General features: G+C 68.1%; 18 protein-coding genes. 6 read left to right on the plus strand and 12 right to left on the minus strand.

The window, feature by feature from the left end; all coding sequences use genetic code 11:
- Positions 1–4 precede the first annotated feature (4 nt).
- The gene (locus GTH22_RS11765) at positions 5–1,420 is read right to left on the minus strand and encodes a homospermidine synthase (RefSeq protein WP_252945420.1); all 1,416 of its coding nucleotides are present in this window, start codon (positions 1,418–1,420) and stop codon (positions 5–7) included.
- A 136-nt stretch (positions 1,421–1,556) separates the two neighbouring features.
- Between GTH22_RS11765 and GTH22_RS11770 the strand changes: the two genes are divergently transcribed.
- Positions 1,557–1,913, plus strand: a complete 357-nt coding sequence (locus tag GTH22_RS11770; protein ID WP_252945421.1) for a nuclear transport factor 2 family protein — start codon at positions 1,557–1,559, stop codon at positions 1,911–1,913.
- 9 nt (positions 1,914–1,922) lie between these two features.
- Here the strand turns inward: GTH22_RS11770 and GTH22_RS11775 are convergent, their stop codons facing one another.
- Positions 1,923–2,963 (minus strand): endonuclease/exonuclease/phosphatase family protein, encoded by a 1,041-nt coding sequence (locus GTH22_RS11775; RefSeq protein ID WP_252945422.1) that lies wholly within the window; start codon positions 2,961–2,963, stop codon positions 1,923–1,925.
- Between the two features lie 261 nt (positions 2,964–3,224).
- Here GTH22_RS11775 and GTH22_RS11780 point away from each other — a divergent pair, with 261 nt between their 5' ends.
- Complete coding sequence (locus tag GTH22_RS11780) at positions 3,225–4,088, plus strand: DUF4394 domain-containing protein (protein WP_252945423.1); 864 nt, start codon at positions 3,225–3,227, stop codon at positions 4,086–4,088.
- 191 nt (positions 4,089–4,279) lie between these two features.
- Here the strand turns inward: GTH22_RS11780 and rpsD are convergent, their stop codons facing one another.
- From rpsD to GTH22_RS11795, 3 genes are all read right to left on the minus strand, one after another.
- Positions 4,280–4,900, minus strand: coding sequence for a 30S ribosomal protein S4 (gene rpsD, locus GTH22_RS11785; protein ID WP_252945424.1), 621 nt, complete (start codon positions 4,898–4,900; stop codon positions 4,280–4,282).
- A 178-nt stretch (positions 4,901–5,078) separates the two neighbouring features.
- Complete coding sequence (locus GTH22_RS11790) at positions 5,079–6,206, minus strand: Hint domain-containing protein (RefSeq protein WP_252945425.1); 1,128 nt, start codon at positions 6,204–6,206, stop codon at positions 5,079–5,081.
- A 185-nt stretch (positions 6,207–6,391) separates the two neighbouring features.
- On the minus strand, positions 6,392–7,306 hold the full coding sequence (locus GTH22_RS11795; RefSeq protein ID WP_252945426.1) for a lipid A-modifier LpxR family protein: 915 nt from the start codon (positions 7,304–7,306) through the stop codon (positions 6,392–6,394).
- A 150-nt stretch (positions 7,307–7,456) separates the two neighbouring features.
- Between GTH22_RS11795 and GTH22_RS11800 the strand changes: the two genes are divergently transcribed.
- Both GTH22_RS11800 and trpA read left to right on the plus strand, forming a co-directional pair.
- Positions 7,457–8,566 carry a CaiB/BaiF CoA-transferase family protein gene (locus tag GTH22_RS11800; RefSeq protein ID WP_252945427.1) on the plus strand — a complete coding sequence of 370 codons (1,110 nt, stop codon included), beginning with the start codon at positions 7,457–7,459 and terminating at the stop codon, positions 8,564–8,566.
- Between the two features lie 96 nt (positions 8,567–8,662).
- Positions 8,663–9,454 carry a tryptophan synthase subunit alpha gene (gene trpA / locus GTH22_RS11805; RefSeq protein WP_252945428.1) on the plus strand — a complete coding sequence of 264 codons (792 nt, stop codon included), beginning with the start codon at positions 8,663–8,665 and terminating at the stop codon, positions 9,452–9,454.
- A 47-nt stretch (positions 9,455–9,501) separates the two neighbouring features.
- On the opposite strand, the gene GTH22_RS11810 is transcribed toward trpA, so the two are convergent.
- The 3 genes from GTH22_RS11810 to GTH22_RS11820 are packed head-to-tail and all read right to left on the minus strand — an operon-like array spanning position 9,502 to position 11,862.
- Entirely contained in the window at positions 9,502–9,927 is a 426-nt protein-coding gene (locus GTH22_RS11810) for a DUF1801 domain-containing protein (protein WP_252945429.1), read from the minus strand.
- Between the two features lie 40 nt (positions 9,928–9,967).
- Positions 9,968–10,762: a hypothetical protein gene (locus GTH22_RS11815; RefSeq protein WP_252945430.1), complete on the minus strand. Its 795-nt coding sequence runs from the start codon at positions 10,760–10,762 to the stop codon at positions 9,968–9,970.
- On the minus strand, positions 10,759–11,862 hold the full coding sequence (locus tag GTH22_RS11820; RefSeq protein WP_252945431.1) for a class II histone deacetylase: 1,104 nt from the start codon (positions 11,860–11,862) through the stop codon (positions 10,759–10,761). The genes GTH22_RS11815 and GTH22_RS11820 overlap by 4 nt, the downstream gene beginning before the upstream one ends.
- Positions 11,863–11,929: 67 nt before the next feature.
- Here GTH22_RS11820 and GTH22_RS11825 point away from each other — a divergent pair, with 67 nt between their 5' ends.
- On the plus strand, positions 11,930–12,184 hold the full coding sequence (locus GTH22_RS11825) for a DUF167 domain-containing protein (protein WP_252945432.1): 255 nt from the start codon (positions 11,930–11,932) through the stop codon (positions 12,182–12,184).
- 16 nt (positions 12,185–12,200) lie between these two features.
- On the opposite strand, the gene pth is transcribed toward GTH22_RS11825, so the two are convergent.
- Positions 12,201–12,920: an aminoacyl-tRNA hydrolase gene (gene pth, locus GTH22_RS11830; RefSeq protein WP_252945433.1), complete on the minus strand. Its 720-nt coding sequence runs from the start codon at positions 12,918–12,920 to the stop codon at positions 12,201–12,203.
- A 117-nt stretch (positions 12,921–13,037) separates the two neighbouring features.
- A complete protein-coding gene (locus GTH22_RS11835; protein WP_252945434.1) occupies positions 13,038–13,676 on the minus strand; it encodes a glutathione S-transferase family protein in 639 nt (212 codons plus the stop codon).
- 74 nt (positions 13,677–13,750) lie between these two features.
- On the opposite strand from GTH22_RS11835, the gene map reads away from it, so the two are divergent.
- Positions 13,751–14,497, plus strand: a complete 747-nt coding sequence (gene map / locus GTH22_RS11840) for a type I methionyl aminopeptidase (protein ID WP_252945435.1) — start codon at positions 13,751–13,753, stop codon at positions 14,495–14,497.
- A 15-nt stretch (positions 14,498–14,512) separates the two neighbouring features.
- On the opposite strand, the gene GTH22_RS11845 is transcribed toward map, so the two are convergent.
- Together GTH22_RS11845 and GTH22_RS11850 are read right to left on the minus strand one after the other, a co-directional pair.
- Positions 14,513–15,754 (minus strand): GAF domain-containing sensor histidine kinase, encoded by a 1,242-nt coding sequence (locus tag GTH22_RS11845; protein WP_252945436.1) that lies wholly within the window; start codon positions 15,752–15,754, stop codon positions 14,513–14,515.
- 144 nt (positions 15,755–15,898) lie between these two features.
- The gene (locus GTH22_RS11850) at positions 15,899–16,561 is read right to left on the minus strand and encodes a 50S ribosomal protein L25/general stress protein Ctc (RefSeq protein WP_252945437.1); all 663 of its coding nucleotides are present in this window, start codon (positions 16,559–16,561) and stop codon (positions 15,899–15,901) included.
- Positions 16,562–16,663 lie beyond the last annotated feature (102 nt).

Here is a 16,663-nt window from a genome sequence, read left to right on the forward strand (position 1 = left end):
CGGCTCAGGTGGCCAGCACGTTGCGGAAGGCCCATGGCACGTTTTCGTCGATATCTTCGGGGAAATGCTCCCAGCGGTCCTGAAGCGGGGTCCAGTCGGTGTAATGCGCCTCGACGGGGCCGAGGTAGGGGCGTTGCACTTCGAGGCAGCGGGCGTGGTCCATCTCGTCGGCCTCGACGATGCCCGCCTCGGGGTTTTCCAGCGCCCAGACCATGCCGGCGAGCACGGCGGAGGTGACCTGTAGGCCGGTGGCGTTCTGGTAAGGCGCCAGATCGCGGGTTTCCTCGTTGGAGAGGCGGGAGCCGAACCAGAGGGCGTTTTTCTCGTGGCCGTAGAGCAGCACGCCGAGTTCGTCGATGCCCTCGACGATCTCGTCTTCGGTGAGGATGTGGTGCTTTTCCTGTTGCTTGCCGGAGCCGAACATCTCGTGGAGCGAGAGCACGGCGTCATCCGCCGGGTGGTAGGCGTAGTGGCATGTGGGGCGATACTCGGGGTCGGCCCCCTGCCCTACGGTGAAATAATCGGAGATCGAGATGGCCTCGTTGTGGGTGACGAGAAAGCCGAACTGCGGCCCCGGCGTGGGGCACCATGTGTGGACCCGGGTGATCGCGCCGGGACGGTCGAGCCAGATGGCGGCCTGGCAGCCGGTGTCCTGACGGTGGCCGTTTTCGGGGAACCACGGCTCGTGGGTGCCCCAGCCGAGTTCGGCCGGTTGGAAGCCCTCGGAGATGAAGCCCTCGACCGACCACGTGTTGACGAAGGTGCCGCGCGGGCGCGGGGTGCGGCGGGCCTGCGTATCGCGCTCGGCGATGTGGACGCCCTGAACGCCGAGGCTTTGCATGAGTTTGGCCCAGCCTTCGCGGGTTTTCGGCGGGGTGGCGTCGGCGCCGGTGTCGCGGGCCAGCGTCAGCAGGGCCTCCTTGACGAACCAGGAGACCATGCCGGGGTTGGCGCCGCAGCAGTTGACCGCCGTGGGGCCGCCGGGATTGGCCGCCGCCTCGTCGCGCACCGCCTGACGGAGGGCGTAGTTGGTGCGGGCGGCGTTGTCTTCCGTGTCGAAGTAGAAGCCCTTCCACGGCTCGGCCACGGTGTCGATGTAGAGCACGCCCAGCTCGCGGCAGAGCTTCATGATATCGAGCGAGGAGGTGTCGACCGAGAGGTTGACGCAGAAGCCCTTGCCATCGGGGAAGAGGCCGGAGAGCACCTCGCGGTAGTTCTCGGGGGTGAGGGCGGTGTCGATGAAGTTGAGCTTGTGCTGGCGCAGGAAGTTGTGCTGGCGGTCGTCTGGCTCGATGACGAGGAACTGGTCGGCGTCATATTCGAAGTGGCGCTCGATCAGGGGCCAGGTGCCTTTGCCGATGGAGCCGAAGCCGATCATCACGATGGGGCCTTCGATACGGCCATAGACGGGGTGGGACATGGGGCGGCTCCTTCGACTGGTCAGCGTTTGGCCGGACCCTAGGGTGCGCGGGGAGGCTTGTCCAATTGGTGAGGCGGCGCGGGCTGCTGACACGGGCTGACAGGAGGCGGCGGGCCTTTGGCGCCGGGCACCCCAGATGCCGAGGGGCAAGCAGATGGAGGATCAGCGGATGCACCAGACCCTGCCCGGCCCGATCGCGGGCTATTTTGCCGCCGACAACGCCGGGGGTGACGTGGCGGCCCATTTCACGCCGGAGGGCGTGGTGATCGACGAGGGCGCGACGCATCGCGGCGCGGCGGAAGTCGGCGCCTGGAAGCAGGCGGCGCAGGCGAAATACAACTACCGCAGCGAGGTGACGAGGGTGGAGGCCGAGGGCGAAGGCTACCTTGTGACCTGCCATGTGACCGGAGATTTTCCGGGCGGCGAGGTCGACCTGCGCTATCGCTTCACCCTTGCGGGCGGGCAGATCGCGCGGCTGGAGATCGCGCCCTGAGGCTGCGGCTCAGACGCCGGGCGCCCCGGGGGCGGGCTTCCACTTGAAGGCGGTGCGCAGCACGCCGTGGTCGGTGGTGCCGCTGGTCTTGTGGTCGTCGAAGTTGAGGTGGTCGTTCTCCACGGTCATCTCGTCGAAGGCCCAGAGGCGGCGCTTGGAGTTGTCGTAGAACTGCTCGGAAAACAGGATGTGGTCGAGGCTCTCGCGCTGCCCCTTGTAGACGTGGGTGTAATAGACATCGCGGACCGAGCGGTACTCTTGCAGGGTCTGGGCGGTGTAGAGCGCATTGTCGCCGCCGCCCGTGGAGAGCGGCGAGAGGTAGGTGGGCTGCTCGGAGAGGATGTTGAGGGTGTTGCTCTCCTTGCCGTCGTTCATGTCGCCGATCAGCACGGCGGGCGTGGCGGTGCCCTTGGTGAGCCGGGTCACCAGCACCCGAAGGGCGGCGGCCTCGGCGGTGCGGCGGATGGTGGAGATGGCATAGCCCAGCGCGGTGGAATGGGGGCCGTGCACGTCGCGGTCGTACCAGCCACGCTCGCGCCAGACCTGGGTGGGGCGGCGGGATTTGAAGTGGCAGATGAAGACATGAATCGCCGGGGTGTCGTCGGTGGGGCGGACCTGGAAGTGGAGCACGGGGCGGGAGAAGCTGGTGAGCTGCACCGAGATGTCGGACTGCTGGGGGTCGTCGCCGCCGGAGCGCAGGACCATCTCGGGCGGAAAGTCGGTGATCCATTCGGGGGTGCCGGTGAGGATGTCGCTGCGTACCGCCGCCGCGCAGACGATGGAGCGGCCGTTGTGGCCGGGCGGGGTGAGCGCGGTGTGGGTGCCCGCGAGGCCGGCGGCGGAGAGGAGCTGGTCGAGCGCGGCGGGGGCCCAGAGCTCCTGGAAGCCGACCACATCGGCGGCGATGCGCTGGAGTGTGCGCCCGCTCCACACGATCTTGCGGGCATAGACCCCGGCGTCCCAGCCATCGGTATCGCCATAGATCGCCTCGCCGGGAAGCTGGAGGTTGAGCAGGTTCATGCTGGAAAAGGAAATGTCTCGCCGGGCCATGGGGTGTCTCCTCTTGCGGTGCACCGGCGAAGGGTGGCGCAGGAAGGATGACAGGGAAATAACGCTCTGCCTGCGCGATCCGGGGCAGCGTCACTTTTCACGCCGGGCTCACGGCCAGTGAGGCCGCTCGCCACACATCTGACGTCTGCGTGATCACGTGCTTTTCCGGCGCCCGGGCTGCAACTCTTTCACCGACCCTTCAGTTGTTAAGGACATAGGCCCGGCAATATCGCCGAAGCCCTTTTCCCCAGAGGACTTTCAATGACCTTCACCACCCTTCGCACAAGCCTTGCCGCTTCCGCCCTCGGGCTCCTTTCGGCCCCCGCCTTCGCAGATGGCCACGCCGGCAAGATGGGGTATGCGCTTGCCAATGACGGCTCCACGCTTGTGGTGATGGCCGATCTTGCCGCGCCCGGCGATGTGCAGACCTTCGACCTGGCCCAACCGCTGCGCGCCATTGCCTACCGTCCGGTCACCGGCGACCTGCTGGGCTTTGCCGATGGCATGATCGTCACGGTGAACCCGGCGAGCGGCGAAGTGACCGACCTTGGCGCGACCTTCGACGAGAATGCGATGATCGGCGCCGATGGCTACGTGGCTTTCGACTTCAACAATGCGATTGACGCCGTGCGCGCCGTGGGCTCGGACGGGGCGAACCTTGTCTATTTCCCCGAGGGCTTTGGCGACAACGACCCGAAGGCGAACACGGTGAAGCGCTTCACCGACGCGGCCTATGGCGAGGGCGATGCCAACGCCGGCACCACGCCGATGATCTTTGCCAACGCCTATACCAACGCGATCTCCGGCGCCACGGCGGGCTCGACGGCGCAGTTTGCGCTGGACGCCGAAACCGACTCGCTGGTGACGCTGGCCAACAACGACGGCACGCTGGGCACGGTTGGCCCGGTGACGGTGGACGGCGCGGAAGTTGACCTGAGCGCCTGGGGCGGGTTTGACATCCTGTCGCCCGAAGAGGGCACCGACATGGCCTATGCCGTGCTCCAGATGGAAGGTGCAGAGAGCGCCGGGCTTTACTCCGTCGACCTGACGAGCGGTGCGGCCACGATGATTGCCGACCTCGGCATGGGCGGCTTCTCTGGCTTTGCGGTCAGCCCGGGGATGTAATTCCACCGGAGCATTGAACAGTAAGGGCTGTCCGGTTTCGGGCGGCCCTTTTTTGTTTTTTGGCTTCGCGTTTCATGGCGCCGGATACGAGACGGGCGGGGCAGCGCCAACGGAAAAGGGCCGCACCCTGCGGTGCGGCCCTCCTGTCCCTCGAATGAGGTGGTGCGGGGTGGGTTGGCCCACCTCCGACCTTAGTTCTGAGCGTAGAATTCGATGACGAGGTTCGGTTCCATCTGGACCGCGTAGGGCACGTCCGACAGGCCGGGGGTGCGCACGAAGGTGGCGGTCATCTTGGAGTGGTCGGCCTCGATGTACTCGGGCACGTCGCGCTCGGAGAGGCCGACGGCTTCCAGCACGATGGCCAGCTGCTTGGACTTGTCGCGGACCTCGATCACGTCGCCCTCTTTCACACGGTAGGAGGGGATGTTGACGCGCTGGCCGTTCACCTTGACGTGGCCGTGGTTCACGAACTGGCGTGCGGCGAAGACGGTGGGAACGAACTTGGCGCGGTAGACCACGGCGTCGAGGCGGCGCTCGAGCAGGCCGATCAGGTTTTCGCCGGTGTCACCCTTCACACGGGCGGCTTCGGCGAAGATGCGCTTGAACTGTTTTTCGGTCAGGTCGCCGTAGTGGCCCTTGAGCTTCTGCTTGGCGCGGAGCTGGAGGCCGAAGTCGGAGAGCTTGCCCTTGCGACGCTGGCCGTGCTGGCCGGGGCCGTATTCGCGGCGGTTGACCGGGGACTTCGGGCGGCCCCAGATGTTTTCGCCCATGCGGCGATCGAGTTTGTACTTGGCAGACGTGCGTTTGGTCACGGCTGATCTCCTTCGTTAGAGCGTCCCCGCAATCGGAGACTATGAAGGGCGTTGTCCTTTGCCTTGCGGCCGACAGGGCCTCCCTTGCGGGAGCCACCAACACCAATTGAAACACCGGGGCGCGAACCCCGGTGGATGGCGGGCTTATACAGGGCGGGCGGGGCGAGTCAACAGCGGGCTAGGCGGCCAGCGCAGCGTCGTGGCGCAGGATCGCGGCCTCGCCGTCCGACAGGGTGCGTCGCGCGGGGGCGCCGTAGTCGTCGGGGCGTTTCTTGAGCCAGGGCATGCCGTCGAGGAGGCGGGCGCGATCGCCGGCGTCGAGGGTGGCAAAATCGGCCTCGGCGGGGTGGAAGCTTTCGGTTTCGACGCCGTTGGCGAAGAGCACCTGGTGACGGTCCATCAGGATATGGACATAGGTGGCCTCGGTGAGCCGGGTGTCGGTGGCGATGCCGCGCATGCCGGCCAGGTCGCGCGCGCGCACCAGCACCTCAGGGGTGTTGAACAGCGCCCGGGCGGCGGGGCCGCGGATGAGCATGCGGTGGTTGGGCGAGACCAGCAGGTCGCCGTCGGGAATGTCGGGCCCCAGCACCCCGGCGCGGATGCGCATGGGGCGGAGCTGGGGCATGGCAAAGAGGCGCGCGCCTGTCATCCGGCGCTGACCGGCCCAGAGCACGGGCTGGGCGCCGTCGTCCTTGGTTTGCACCAGGTCGCCCTCGCGCAGCGTCTCGACGAGCTTGAACCCCTCGGGCGTGGCGATGCGGGTGCCGGCGGTGAAGCAGATCACGCCACCTGCCGCGGTTTCACCGGGGGGCGGGAGCGTTTCGGCCAGTTCGGCCACATCGCTGACCCTGAGGTCGGTGCCCTCGGGGGGCACGCCGCCGGCGAACATCAGGAGGCCGGAGGCGCCCGGCAGGGTTTCGATCCAGCTGACCATCCAGGCGCTCTGCCCGTCGGTCACGGTAAAGCCGGCCTGCGGCAGGAGCGAGCTGTCGGCGGCGACCTGCGCGATGGCCTCGGCGCGGGCCATGGCCCGGCGGGCATCTTCGCCGCGCGACAGTTCTGCCAGCGCCGCGCCGTTGCCCGAGATCATCCGCCGCACCTTGCGTGCCGCGCGTCTGTGGAGGTCTGCCACGCCCTCTGCGCCTGCAAGCGAGATCACGTCGCCCGGGCCATCCACCCGGGTGAGCGCTCCGCTCCAGCGCCAGGTCGCACCCGGATGCAGGCTTTCCACGGCTGCGCCGGGGTGCCCATCTGTTTCCGTATGCGACCAGGGGATGACAAACGTGCCGAGAAAGCCCGTTTTCATGCCTGTATGCCTGCCGATTTTCTTTTTTATTGCCGAATCGTTAACACGGCAGGAGTCGGCGGACCAAGCAGAAAATGCAGCGGCGTCAAAGGCGTGGCTGGGGAGTCACGCGGGGGGAGACGGGGCTTGAGTTGGGGTGGGGGCCGCCTGAAGCGCCGGGGCGCCTCGAGCGGCCGGGGCCTGCGCTAGAAGAACAGGCGGAGTTGCAGGGCGCCCACGAACTGCCCCTCGGGCTGGGCCTCGAACTCTTCGGACAGGTAGGTGAGCCCGTAGAACAGCCCGGCGTTCTCGCCCTGCCAGTTCATCCCGGCGCGAAGGCGGGTGCGGGTATCGGTCAGCATGTAGCCGTCTTCCTCGGGGAGATATTCGGAGGAATAGACCTTGGCGATGTCGCCGCCCACCAGAAAGGAAAAGCCGCGGTCCTCGTCGGAGCGGATCACCTGGTAGCGGTGGCCGGTGGTGATGTCGCGCGCCATCATCGCGCCACGCCCGTAGCTGCCGAAGGTCAGGTCGGCGCCGGCGCGGGCATAGCTCTCGACCCCGGCCTGCACTTCGAGGAAGGGCCGCAGGCGGGCGTTGCCGAAGCTCAGCTCGCGCGAGAGCTCGGCGGAGAAGCTGGCGTAGGCGTTGTTGGGGATCTGGTTGCCCAGAACGGTGGTTTCCGCGAGGCCGAAGCTCTTGTGGATCGCGTTCTGAAGCTCGCCCAGCCCGGTCTGCGGGCCGGTGAAGGTGAGGTCCACCCCGGCGCGCAGGTCGGCCTCTCCGAGCTTGGAGTAGCTGTGCACGCCGAAGGTCAGCGCGGCGGCGAAGCGGCGGTCGCCGGCAGGCGGGTTGGTGAGGCTCTGGGGCGCGATCAGTTCGGAGCGCAGGCGGAACTCCAGCAGCTGGCCGAAACGGTCGGGCGCCACGCCCTGCCAGTCGGGGCCATAGGCGATCGACACGCTGTAGGCGCCGGTGCGCCAGCGGTCGTAGCCATCACCCAGCACGTCGTTGGTAAACAGCCGCCCCCAGCCCAGCAGGGCCCGTTCGGCGGCCTGCGCCGGGGCGGCAAGGCTGGCGAGGGCCGTGAGGAGGCAGAAAAGGCGGGCGAGTGGTTTCATGGCGCGTTACCGGTATTGGGGGTGTTGTTTGCCTCCATACGCGCAACCCGCGCGTGTCAGAAGAGGGGCAACATGCAGAGGGCGGGAAACGCAGTGTTTCCGCAACAGCCCCGGGGCGCTAGGGTGGCGCGATTGATGCAGGGAGGCAGGATGAGACCGCTTGAAGGGCTGAAGGTGATCGAGATGGCGCGGATCCTCGCGGGGCCGTGGATCGGGCAGGCGCTGGCCGATCTGGGCGCGGAGGTGATCAAGCTGGAGAGCCCGGAGGGGGATGACACCCGCAAGTGGGGCCCGCCCTTCGTGGAGCGCGACGGCGATGTGAGCGCCGCCTATTACTACTCGGCCAACCGGGGCAAGGTGAGCGAGGTGGTCGACTTCCGCCAGCCCGAGGGGCAGGCGCGGGTGCGCGAGCTGGTGGCCGGGGCCGATATCCTGATCGAGAATTTCAAGGTCGGCGGGCTGGCCAAGTACGGGCTGGATTATGCGAGCCTGGCGGAGGTGAACCCCCGGCTGATCTACTGCTCCGTCACCGGCTTCGGGCAGGACGGGCCCTATGCGCACCGGGCGGGCTACGACTACCTGTTGCAGGGCATGAGCGGCTTGATGGACATTACCGGCGACCCGGACGGGCCGCCCACGCGCTTTGGCGTGGCTGTCACAGATATTGTCACCGGGCTCTACTCGACCATCGGCATTCTGGCCGCCGTCGAGCAGCGCCACCGCACCGGGCGGGGCCAGCATATCGACATGAGTCTGCTGGATTGCGCGGTGGCGATGCTGGCCAACCAGGGGATGAACTACCTCGCCACCGGCACCCCGCCCGCGCGCACCGGCTCATGGCACCGCAACCTCGGCCCCTACCAGGTGGTGCCGGTGAAGGACGGGCATATCATCATCGCGGTGGGCAATGACGGGCAGTTTCGCCGCTTTTGCGGGGTGCTGGGGCTGGATGCGCTGGCCGATGACGAGCGCTTTGCCACCAATCCGGGGCGGGTGACGAACCGGGAGGTGCTGACGCCGGTGATCGAGGCGATGACCTCGGGCTGGGAGAAGGCGGCGCTGCTCGCGGCCTTCGAAGCGGCGACGGTGCCGGCCGGGCCGATCAACGATGTGGGCGAGGCGCTGGCCGATCCGCAGGTGGTGGCGCGAGGCATGCAGATTGCGCCCGAGGGGGTGCCCGGGCTGCGGGGGCCGTGGAAGTTTTCGGACGCGGAACTGGCGCTGGAGCGCACCGCCCCGGTGCTGCCGAGGCGCGGCTGAAACGGGGCTTAAACGGGGGCCGCCGGGGGTGCATCGGGCCTTGCCAGTCGGGCGGCCATGCGGCAAACCTCCCCGAGCACAACCCGGAGCCCGCCCATGACCCGTATCGACGACACGTTCGCCCGCCTCGCCTCCGAGGGCAAAAAGGCCTTTGTCGCCTATGTCATGGCCGGAGACCCGGATTACGAGACCTCGCTGGAGATCGTGAAATCGCTGCCGGGCGCCGGGGTCGACATCATCGAGCTGGGCGCGCCCTTCACCGACCCGATGGCAGATGGCCCGACCATCCAGCTTGCCGGTCAGCGGGCGCTGGAAGCGGGCATGACGATGGATCGGACGCTGGAGATGGTGCGCGCCTTCCGGGCCGAGAACACCACCACCCCGATCGTGCTGATGGGCTACTACAACCCGATCTACAGCCGCGGCGTCGAGACCTTTCTGGCCGAGGCCCGCGAGGCGGGCGTGGACGGGCTGATCGTGGTCGACCTGCCGCCCGAGGAGGATGACGAGCTGTGCATTCCGGCGCAGAAGGCGGGACTCAACTTCATCCGGCTGGCGACGCCGACGACCGACGACAAGCGCCTGCCCAAGGTGCTGCAGAACACCTCGGGCTTTGTCTACTACGTGTCGATCACCGGGATCACCGGTTCGGCCGAGGCGCAGGCGGGCGATGTGGCCCCCGAGGTGGCGCGGATCAAGGCGCAGACCGATCTGCCGGTGATCGTGGGCTTCGGCATCAAGACTCCCGATACCGCCCGCGCGATTGCCTCGGTGGCCGATGGGGCCGTGGTGGGCTCTGCCATCGTGGCGCAGATTGCCGAGGGCAAGCCTGCAGCAGAGGTGACGGCCTTCGTGAAGAGCCTTGCCGACGGGGCGCATTCGGCCTGATCGCCGCCTGTCGGCCCGCGGCCGGCGGCGCGCAATGCGGCAAGACGCTAGGCGCGGGCCTTCTTGCGCAGATGATAGGTTTGCGCCCCGGCGATCAGCAGCCGCAGGGCTTCTTCATCCACGGTTTCGCCCTGATCGAACAGCACCCCGCGCGTGCCGTCGAAGCGGAAGCCCTCGGGAAAGAGCGCCTGGAAATCCGGGATGATGCGGGTGGAACAGGGCACGTAGATCGCAAATCCGCCCGCTTTGGGGCAGCCCAGCCGGACCGGTGAGCCTGCGCCGGTTTCGGCGGTGGCATAGCTCGGCTGGCCCCATTTCAGGCTTTCCTCCAGCGCCCCGACACCGGGGGTGGCCTCTGCGACCTCGTAGATCAGCGCCCGCAGCGACAGCAAAGCCTTGCGCAGCGGCGCGGGGAAGGCCGTGAAGGCCTCGGAGAGCGCCGTGGAGGCGAAGGGCGGGTTTGGTGCGGTCATGTGGCAGGATTTACCTTCGGGAGGGGTCTGGCAAGGGCGTTCAGAGCTGGAGATGCAGGTGATCGTCGTGCCGTGCCGCGCGGCAGCCCTGAAAGCGGGTCTTGCTGCCGGCGCCGTGGGCCTGCGCCAGATGCGGTTCGAGGAAGACCTTGCCGACCCGAGGATCGGCCTGAAGCAGCCGCAGCGCCTCGCGCAGGCGCGCGCCGTCGAGCGCCATGTCGCGCCAGAGCGGCTGGAGCCATGCGAGGTTCCAGCGCAGGGTCGGGAAGGCGGGCGGGCATTGGCTTGGCCCCGGCTCGAAGGCGAAATAGCCGAGCGGTGCGCGGGTGCGGCCGGGGCTGTAGCCCGAGGGGCCGCGATACCAGAAGGCGAGGTCGGCCTTTTCGCCATCGTCATGGGAGAGGTGGGGCAGCAGCGGCAGGCCGGTGGCGGGGAAGCCGCCGTCGAGCATGAGGGTGAGGGTGCCGGGGTGGGCCTTGGCCATGGCGGTGGCGAGGTCGGTGAGCACGGCCTTCATTTCGGGCACGACATAGGTGCGGTTCATGGCGCAGTAGATGGCCTTGGCCCGCAGCGGTTCGCCCCAGCAGGGCACGGGCTGGCGGCCCAGCAGCGGGGCGGTGAACCAGATTGTGGCGGAGAGGGCGAGGTAGAGCGCGGCGAAGGCGAGCCAGCGGTGCGGGCGGCGGCGGAAGGCGCGGGAGAGCAGCCACGCCAGCCCGCCGGTGAAGGTGAGCGCCGTCAGCAGCAGGGCGAGGGCGGCGTGCAGTGTGAAGGCCCGCCAGCGGCCTCTTGGGCGGCTCGGCGGGCGCCCGGCCGCGCCTTCGGCTGGCCTCAAAGCCCGGCGGCGTCGACCTGCGCCGCGATCAGCCCGTCGATGAAGGCATCGAACTCCGGCCCCGGCTGGCGCGCCTCAAGGGTGGCGGCGAGCGGGTCGGGCACGCGGATTGCGCTGCCCGAGAGCGCCTCGAGCGTGGCGTGGCCGAGGAAGGGCACATGGGCCTCGGAGTAGCCGCCCTCATGGACCAGCACCAGCTTGCCGGAGCAGACTTCACCGGCCAGCGCCTTCACCCGCAGGGTCATCTCGCGGAAGGTTTCGGCGGTGGCGAACATGCGGCCGAGCGGGTCCATCGCGCCGGCGTCGTAGCCGCAGGCGACGATGATGAGGTCGGGCCGGTGGGCGCGGATGGCGGGCAGGGCCAGGCGGTCGATCGCGGCGAGGTAGCCGCGGTGGCCCACGCCCGGGGGCAGCGGGATGTTGAGGTTGGCCCCCTCCCCTGCCCCTTCGCCGCGCACCGAGGCATCGCCGGTGTCGAGCGGGTAGTTGCGCTCCTGGTGGATCGAGACGGTGAGCACATCGGCGCGGTCGATGAAGCAGGCTTCGGTGCCGTTGCCGTGGTGCACGTCCCAGTCGAGCACCGCCACCCGCGCCACCCGCCCCTCGGCCTGCGCGGCCTCGATGGCGATGGCGATGTTGGCCATGAGACAGAAGCCGTTGGGCCAGTCGGGCTTGCAATGGTGGCCCGGCGGGCGGGAGAGCGCATAGGCGTTGTCCAACGCGCCGGAGCAGACTGCGCGCACCGCCTGCGTGGCCAGCCCGGCGGAGAGTGCCGCCACCTCGTAGCCGCCGCGTCCGAAGGGGGTGCGCAGGCCCAGCTCGCCGCCGCCTGCGTCTGACATTGCCTTGAAGGCGCTCAGGTAGTCCTCGGGGTGGACGCGGCGCAGCTCTTCGTAGCTGGCCTCGGGGGCGCCGCGCAGATCGAGCTCGTCGGCCAGTCCCGAGACGCTCATCAGGTTCTTGAGCCGCCGTTTGGTTTCGGGCCCGTCCGGCAGCCCGCCGGCGCCTGGCTGCACGAAGCCGCCGACCGGCAGGGTCAGGGCGTAGTCACCGCCGTGATGCCAGAAACATCTCTCGTCCCAGAAGAATCCTGTCGCCATGCGCCCCTCCGTCAGCCACTGTGAATTTCAGTGGTATAGGTAGACAGTGACCATGGCAAAACCCCGGATGCAAAAGGGATCTTTCGCCCATCTGGCGGAACCCGGCGCACTGCTGACGGTGCGCGTGACGGCGAATGCGCGGCGCGACACGGTGTTTCTGAACGGCGGAAAGCTGCATGTCTCCACCACCGAGCAGCCGGAAGACGGTAAGGCCAATGCGGCGGTGCGCCGGAACCTTGCTCATGCGCTCGGGGTGTCGCCCTCGCGGGTGACGCTGACCTCGGGCGAGACCAGTCGAGAGAAAATTTTCCGGATCACCTGAGGGGCGCGCGCCCCGGTCAGCGGAACTTGTCGACGAGGCGCTGGAGCGGAGAGCGCGGCTCGCCCTCGGGTTCGGCTGGGGGGGCGGTCGGTGTGGGGGCCGCAGAGGTGGCGGTGGGCTTGGCGGGGGGGGCATCGGCCTTGGGGGCCGGTTTCTTCTCCGGCTTTGACGGCTGGAGGCGTCGCGCCACGGCGTTCATGAAACGGCCCGCATCGCCTGCGGCCAGCTCGCCCGCGCCGTCGGAGATGCCGCGCAGCATGTCGTCGAGCCAGTCGGCATCGTGCTTGGGGAAGTCGCGTAGCACCCAGCCCGGCACCGCTTCCTTGCGGCCCGGATGGCCCACGCCCATGCGGACCCGGTCGTAATGCGGGCCGATATGCTCGTGGATCGAGCGCAGCCCGTTGTGGCCCGCATGGCCGCCGCCCGCCTTGCAGCGCAGCTTGCCGGGGGCGAGGTCGATCTCGTCGTGGAAGACCGTGACATCGGGCGCGTCGAGCTTGAAGAAGCGCATCGCCTCGCCCACCGACTGGCCGGAGAGGTTCATGAAGGTCATCGGCTTCAGCAGCATCACCCGTTCGGAGCCGAAGCGGCCCTCGGAGAGCTCTCCCTGAAACTTCGCTCGCCACGGCGCGAAGCCATGATCGTCGGCCAGCCGGTCGAGCGCCATGAAGCCGATGTTGTGCCGGTTGGCGGCGTATTTTTCGCCCGGATTGCCGAGCCCGACCCAGAGTTGCATGCGGTTGCTCCCTTTCAGGCGTTCAATGCCGTGGCGCGGGCCGTCGTGCAACCCGTAGGGCGGGACTTGTCCCGCCATACGAGCCGCATTTGGCACAGTGGCGGGACAAGTCCCGCCCTACCCCAGCCTCGGATCGCTGGCCTTTACCACCGGCGCGTCGCGCACCCCCGCCCACCATGCACTCAGCGCCGCGAAGCCCTCGAGCAACTCAGCCCCCGCCTCGTGGCGGCAGAAGGCATCGACCATGGGCACGAGGTGGCATTCGGCGCGGCCAAGCCCGCCGCAGAGCACCAGCCCCTCTGCCGCGATGGCCTCGAGCGCGCCCAGCGCACGGGGGGCCACCCGCAGCCCCTCGGCCACCACCTCGGCGCTGCCCTGATGGCCCTCGGCGGGGCGGAACACGCCGTGGGAAAAGACCTGCCGCACCAGAGGCACATAGGCGTAGGCATCGACGATGCCGATCACCTGCGCCGCCCGTGCGGCGGCCTTCGCCTCGGCGGGCATCAGCGGCGGGCCGTCGAAGGCGCGGTCGATGTAGCCGGTGATGGCGGCGGTTTCGTAGAGGGTGAAGGCACCGTGTTGCAGCACCGGCACCCGCCCGAAGGGGTTGAGCGCCATCAGCCCGGCGCGGCCCGCCTCGTCGAAGGGGTTCACCTCGTGCTCGGTGTAGGGCACCCCCTTGAGGGCAAGGGCCATTCGCGCCGCCCGCATGTAGACGCTGAAGTGATACCCGTGCAGCGTGACGGCATCGGCCATTGGCAATCCTCCCTCTGGCGCTATCCTAAGCCCCTGCGCGCGAGCGCGCCAAGACTCTGCCGAAGGACCGCGCGATGACGATCACCCATGAAGACGAACTCGACGGGCTGAAGGAGATCGGCCGGATCGTGGCCGAGACCCTTCAGGCCATGGGGCGGGCGCTGGAACCGGGGATGACCACCGCCGAGCTGGATGCGATTGGCGCGGAGCTGCTGGAGCGGGAGGGCGCGGTTTCGGCCCCCGAGTCCTGCTACGGCTTTCCCGGCGCGACCTGCATCAGCACCGGCGATGTGATTGCCCATGGCATTCCCGGCCCCGAGGTGATCCGCGCCGGGGAGCTGGTGAACATCGACGTTTCGGCCTCGAAACAGGGGTTTTTCGCGGATACCGGCGCGAGCTTTCGGGTGGGGGATGTGCCTGCCTCGCTCAAGCGGCTCTGCACCGATGGGCGCAAGGCCTGCCAGATCGGCGTGGCGCAGGTGCAAGCCGGGCGGCCCATCGCGGCCATTGGCGTGGCCGTGGGGCAGTTTGCGGCCAAGCGCGGTTACACGCTCATCCGCAACCTTGCCAGCCACGGCACCGGGCGGGCGCTGCATGAGTATCCCGAGGAGATTGCGACATGGCCCAACCGGGACCGCCGCCGCATCACCGACGGGCTGGTGCTGACGGTGGAGCCTTTCCTGTCGCGTGGAGGGCTTTGGGCGGAGGATGGGGGTGATGGCTGGAGCCTGCTGGCCAGCCCGCATGCGGCCTGCGTGCAATACGAGCACACGGTTGTGGCCACGCGGGGCAAGCCGATCACGGTGACGCTGCCGGGGTGAGGCCGCGCCTGCCGGTCAGTCCTCGACCGGGAGGGCGGGCAGCGAGAGGGTGAAGCTGGTGACGCCGCCGGTGCAATCGACCGAGATGCGCCCGCCATGGGCGGTGGCGATGGAGGCGGCGATGTAGAGGCCCAGCCCGAGCCCCTCGCCGCGCTCCTCCGTGCCGCGCTCGAAGGGCTGGAACAGCCGCTCTCGCACGTCTTCGGGCACGTCCTCGCCCTGGTTGGAGACGGTGATCTCGATCACGTTGTCTTCGACGGTGCCATGCACCTCCACCGGCGTGTCGGGCCGGCAGTGGCGCGCGGCGTTGGACAGAAGGTTGGACACCGCCTGCGCCACCCGCAGCGGATCGCAGCTCACCGGCTGGCCGAAGGAGAGGTCGAGCCGGATTTCCTGCTCGGGCGTGGCGGCGCGGATCTCTTCGACCACTTCGGTGATCGCCTCGGCCAGCGGCGCATCATGCACCGCGCTGACACGGATGCCGCCGCCGAGCCGGCTCTTGGCGTGCAGCATGATGTTTTCGATCAGGTCGTTCATGCGGCGCACGGTGGAGCGCATCAGAGAGAGCAGCGTGTTGCCCCGCTCGCTCAGCGGTTCGTGCGAGATCTGCCGCAGGCCCGCCTCGAAGGCGGCCACCGGGTTGCGCAGGTCGTGGCCGAGGACCGCGACGAACTCTTCCTGCAGGCGGCTCAGCTTGCGCTCGCGCTCGACAAGCTCTTCCTGCGCCTTTAGCCGCTCCTCGGTTTCGAGGCTGCGCCCGATGAGGTCGGCGAACATCTCCAGCATCGCAACCGCGCGCGGGTGCTTGATGTTGCGGGGCACAGTGTCGATGGCGCAGAGGGTGCCGAAGAAGGTGCCGTCGCTGCGCAGGATCGGGATGGAGGCATAGCTGACGATGCCGAACTTCATCGCGATGGGGTGGTTCTGGTAGACCTCGTCGGTGGCGACATCGTTGAACAGCACCTTCCCGAAGCTCTCGCGCACCGACTGGCAGAAGGTCGACTGGATCTCGATCTCGTCACCCGCGGCGATGCCGAAGTTGACTTCATCGACCGTGCGGCAGGCCACCCAGCGGTCTGCGGTGACCCGGGCCACGGCAGCAAAGCGCATGTTGGTCGCCAGCATGACGGTTTCGAGGATGGTCCCGACCAGCTCGCTGGCGGCGAGCATCTCGATGTCGGCCTGGAAATCATGATTGCCGGCCTGAAAGGCCGCGTGGTCCTGCAAGACCGCAGCCCGCTGCACCCCGTTGTTCATCGCTCGCCCCACATTCCTGAACCTGTCCGAAGCTTCCACAGGCGCAAGACGAAAACAACTGTGTTCCGTGCCGCGCATCCGTGGTTGCAAGAAGAAAAGGGCACCCGGGAGGGTGCCCTTTTCAAATCGTTCCGTCGCGGGAGATCACTCCTCGGCGGCGGCCTCTTCCTCACCGGCGGTGGGCACCTCGTCGGCAGCCACATCGTCGCCTTCGGCCGCATCGTCAGCGGCACGCAGGCCGGAGGGTGCGGAGATGTTGGCGATCACGAAGTCGCGGTCGATGGTGGGCTTGGCGCCTTCGGGCAGGGTGATGCTCGAGATCGTCACCGTGTCGCCGATGTCGAGACCGGAGAGGTCCACGGTCAGCTTCTCGGGGATGTCGCCAGCGGTCACGACCAGTTCGACCTCGGGGCGCACCGCGTTCAGCACGCCGCCCTTCTTCAGGCCGGGGGCCGCCTCTTCGTTCTCGAACTCGACGGGGATGAAGAGGTTGACGCGGGAGGTGCGCTTGAGGCGCATGAAGTCCACGTGCGTCGGCAGATCCTTCACCACGTCGCGCTGGACCGAACGGCAGATGACGCGCACGTCTTCCTGGCCTTCGACCTTCATGTTGAACAGGGTCGACATGAAGCGACCGGCGCGGAGCGTGGTCAGCAGCTTGTTGAAGGGAAGGTTGATCGGCAGCGGGTCGGCGCCGCCTCCGTAGACGATACCGGGGACCATGCCATCGCGCCGAGCTTGACGAGCGGCGCCCTTGCCTGTCCCCGTCCGTGCTTCGGCAATAAGATCAGGAATCTGACCAGCCATTTGAATTCTCCAAAGTTGAGGCGGGCATCCTCCAAGGCTGTATGCCCGCGTGAAGGCGCTCCCTTAGAGGGGGATCGGCCGTTTGGCAAGGGTTTTGAGCCA

This window comes from Oceanicola sp. 502str15, assembly GCF_024105635.1.
In the GTDB taxonomy this organism is placed as follows: domain Bacteria; phylum Pseudomonadota; class Alphaproteobacteria; order Rhodobacterales; family Rhodobacteraceae; genus Vannielia.

Coding starts and splice junctions, on each gene's coding strand:
- GTH22_RS11765 (WP_252945420.1), bottom strand. CDS start 1,420: ATGTCCCACCCCGTCTATGGCCGTATCGAAGGCCCCATCGTGATGATC.
- GTH22_RS11770 (WP_252945421.1), top strand. CDS start 1,557: ATGCCGAGGGGCAAGCAGATGGAGGATCAGCGGATGCACCAGACCCTG.
- GTH22_RS11775 (WP_252945422.1), bottom strand. CDS start 2,963: ATGGCCCGGCGAGACATTTCCTTTTCCAGCATGAACCTGCTCAACCTC.
- GTH22_RS11780 (WP_252945423.1), top strand. CDS start 3,225: ATGACCTTCACCACCCTTCGCACAAGCCTTGCCGCTTCCGCCCTCGGG.
- GTH22_RS11790 (WP_252945425.1), bottom strand. CDS start 6,206: ATGAAAACGGGCTTTCTCGGCACGTTTGTCATCCCCTGGTCGCATACG.
- GTH22_RS11795 (WP_252945426.1), bottom strand. CDS start 7,306: ATGAAACCACTCGCCCGCCTTTTCTGCCTCCTCACGGCCCTCGCCAGC.
- GTH22_RS11800 (WP_252945427.1), top strand. CDS start 7,457: ATGAGACCGCTTGAAGGGCTGAAGGTGATCGAGATGGCGCGGATCCTC.
- trpA (WP_252945428.1), top strand. CDS start 8,663: ATGACCCGTATCGACGACACGTTCGCCCGCCTCGCCTCCGAGGGCAAA.
- GTH22_RS11810 (WP_252945429.1), bottom strand. CDS start 9,927: ATGACCGCACCAAACCCGCCCTTCGCCTCCACGGCGCTCTCCGAGGCC.
- GTH22_RS11820 (WP_252945431.1), bottom strand. CDS start 11,862: ATGGCGACAGGATTCTTCTGGGACGAGAGATGTTTCTGGCATCACGGC.
- GTH22_RS11825 (WP_252945432.1), top strand. CDS start 11,930: ATGCAAAAGGGATCTTTCGCCCATCTGGCGGAACCCGGCGCACTGCTG.
- pth (WP_252945433.1), bottom strand. CDS start 12,920: ATGCAACTCTGGGTCGGGCTCGGCAATCCGGGCGAAAAATACGCCGCC.
- GTH22_RS11835 (WP_252945434.1), bottom strand. CDS start 13,676: ATGGCCGATGCCGTCACGCTGCACGGGTATCACTTCAGCGTCTACATG.
- map (WP_252945435.1), top strand. CDS start 13,751: ATGACGATCACCCATGAAGACGAACTCGACGGGCTGAAGGAGATCGGC.
- GTH22_RS11845 (WP_252945436.1), bottom strand. CDS start 15,754: ATGAACAACGGGGTGCAGCGGGCTGCGGTCTTGCAGGACCACGCGGCC.
- GTH22_RS11850 (WP_252945437.1), bottom strand. CDS start 16,561: ATGGCTGGTCAGATTCCTGATCTTATTGCCGAAGCACGGACGGGGACA.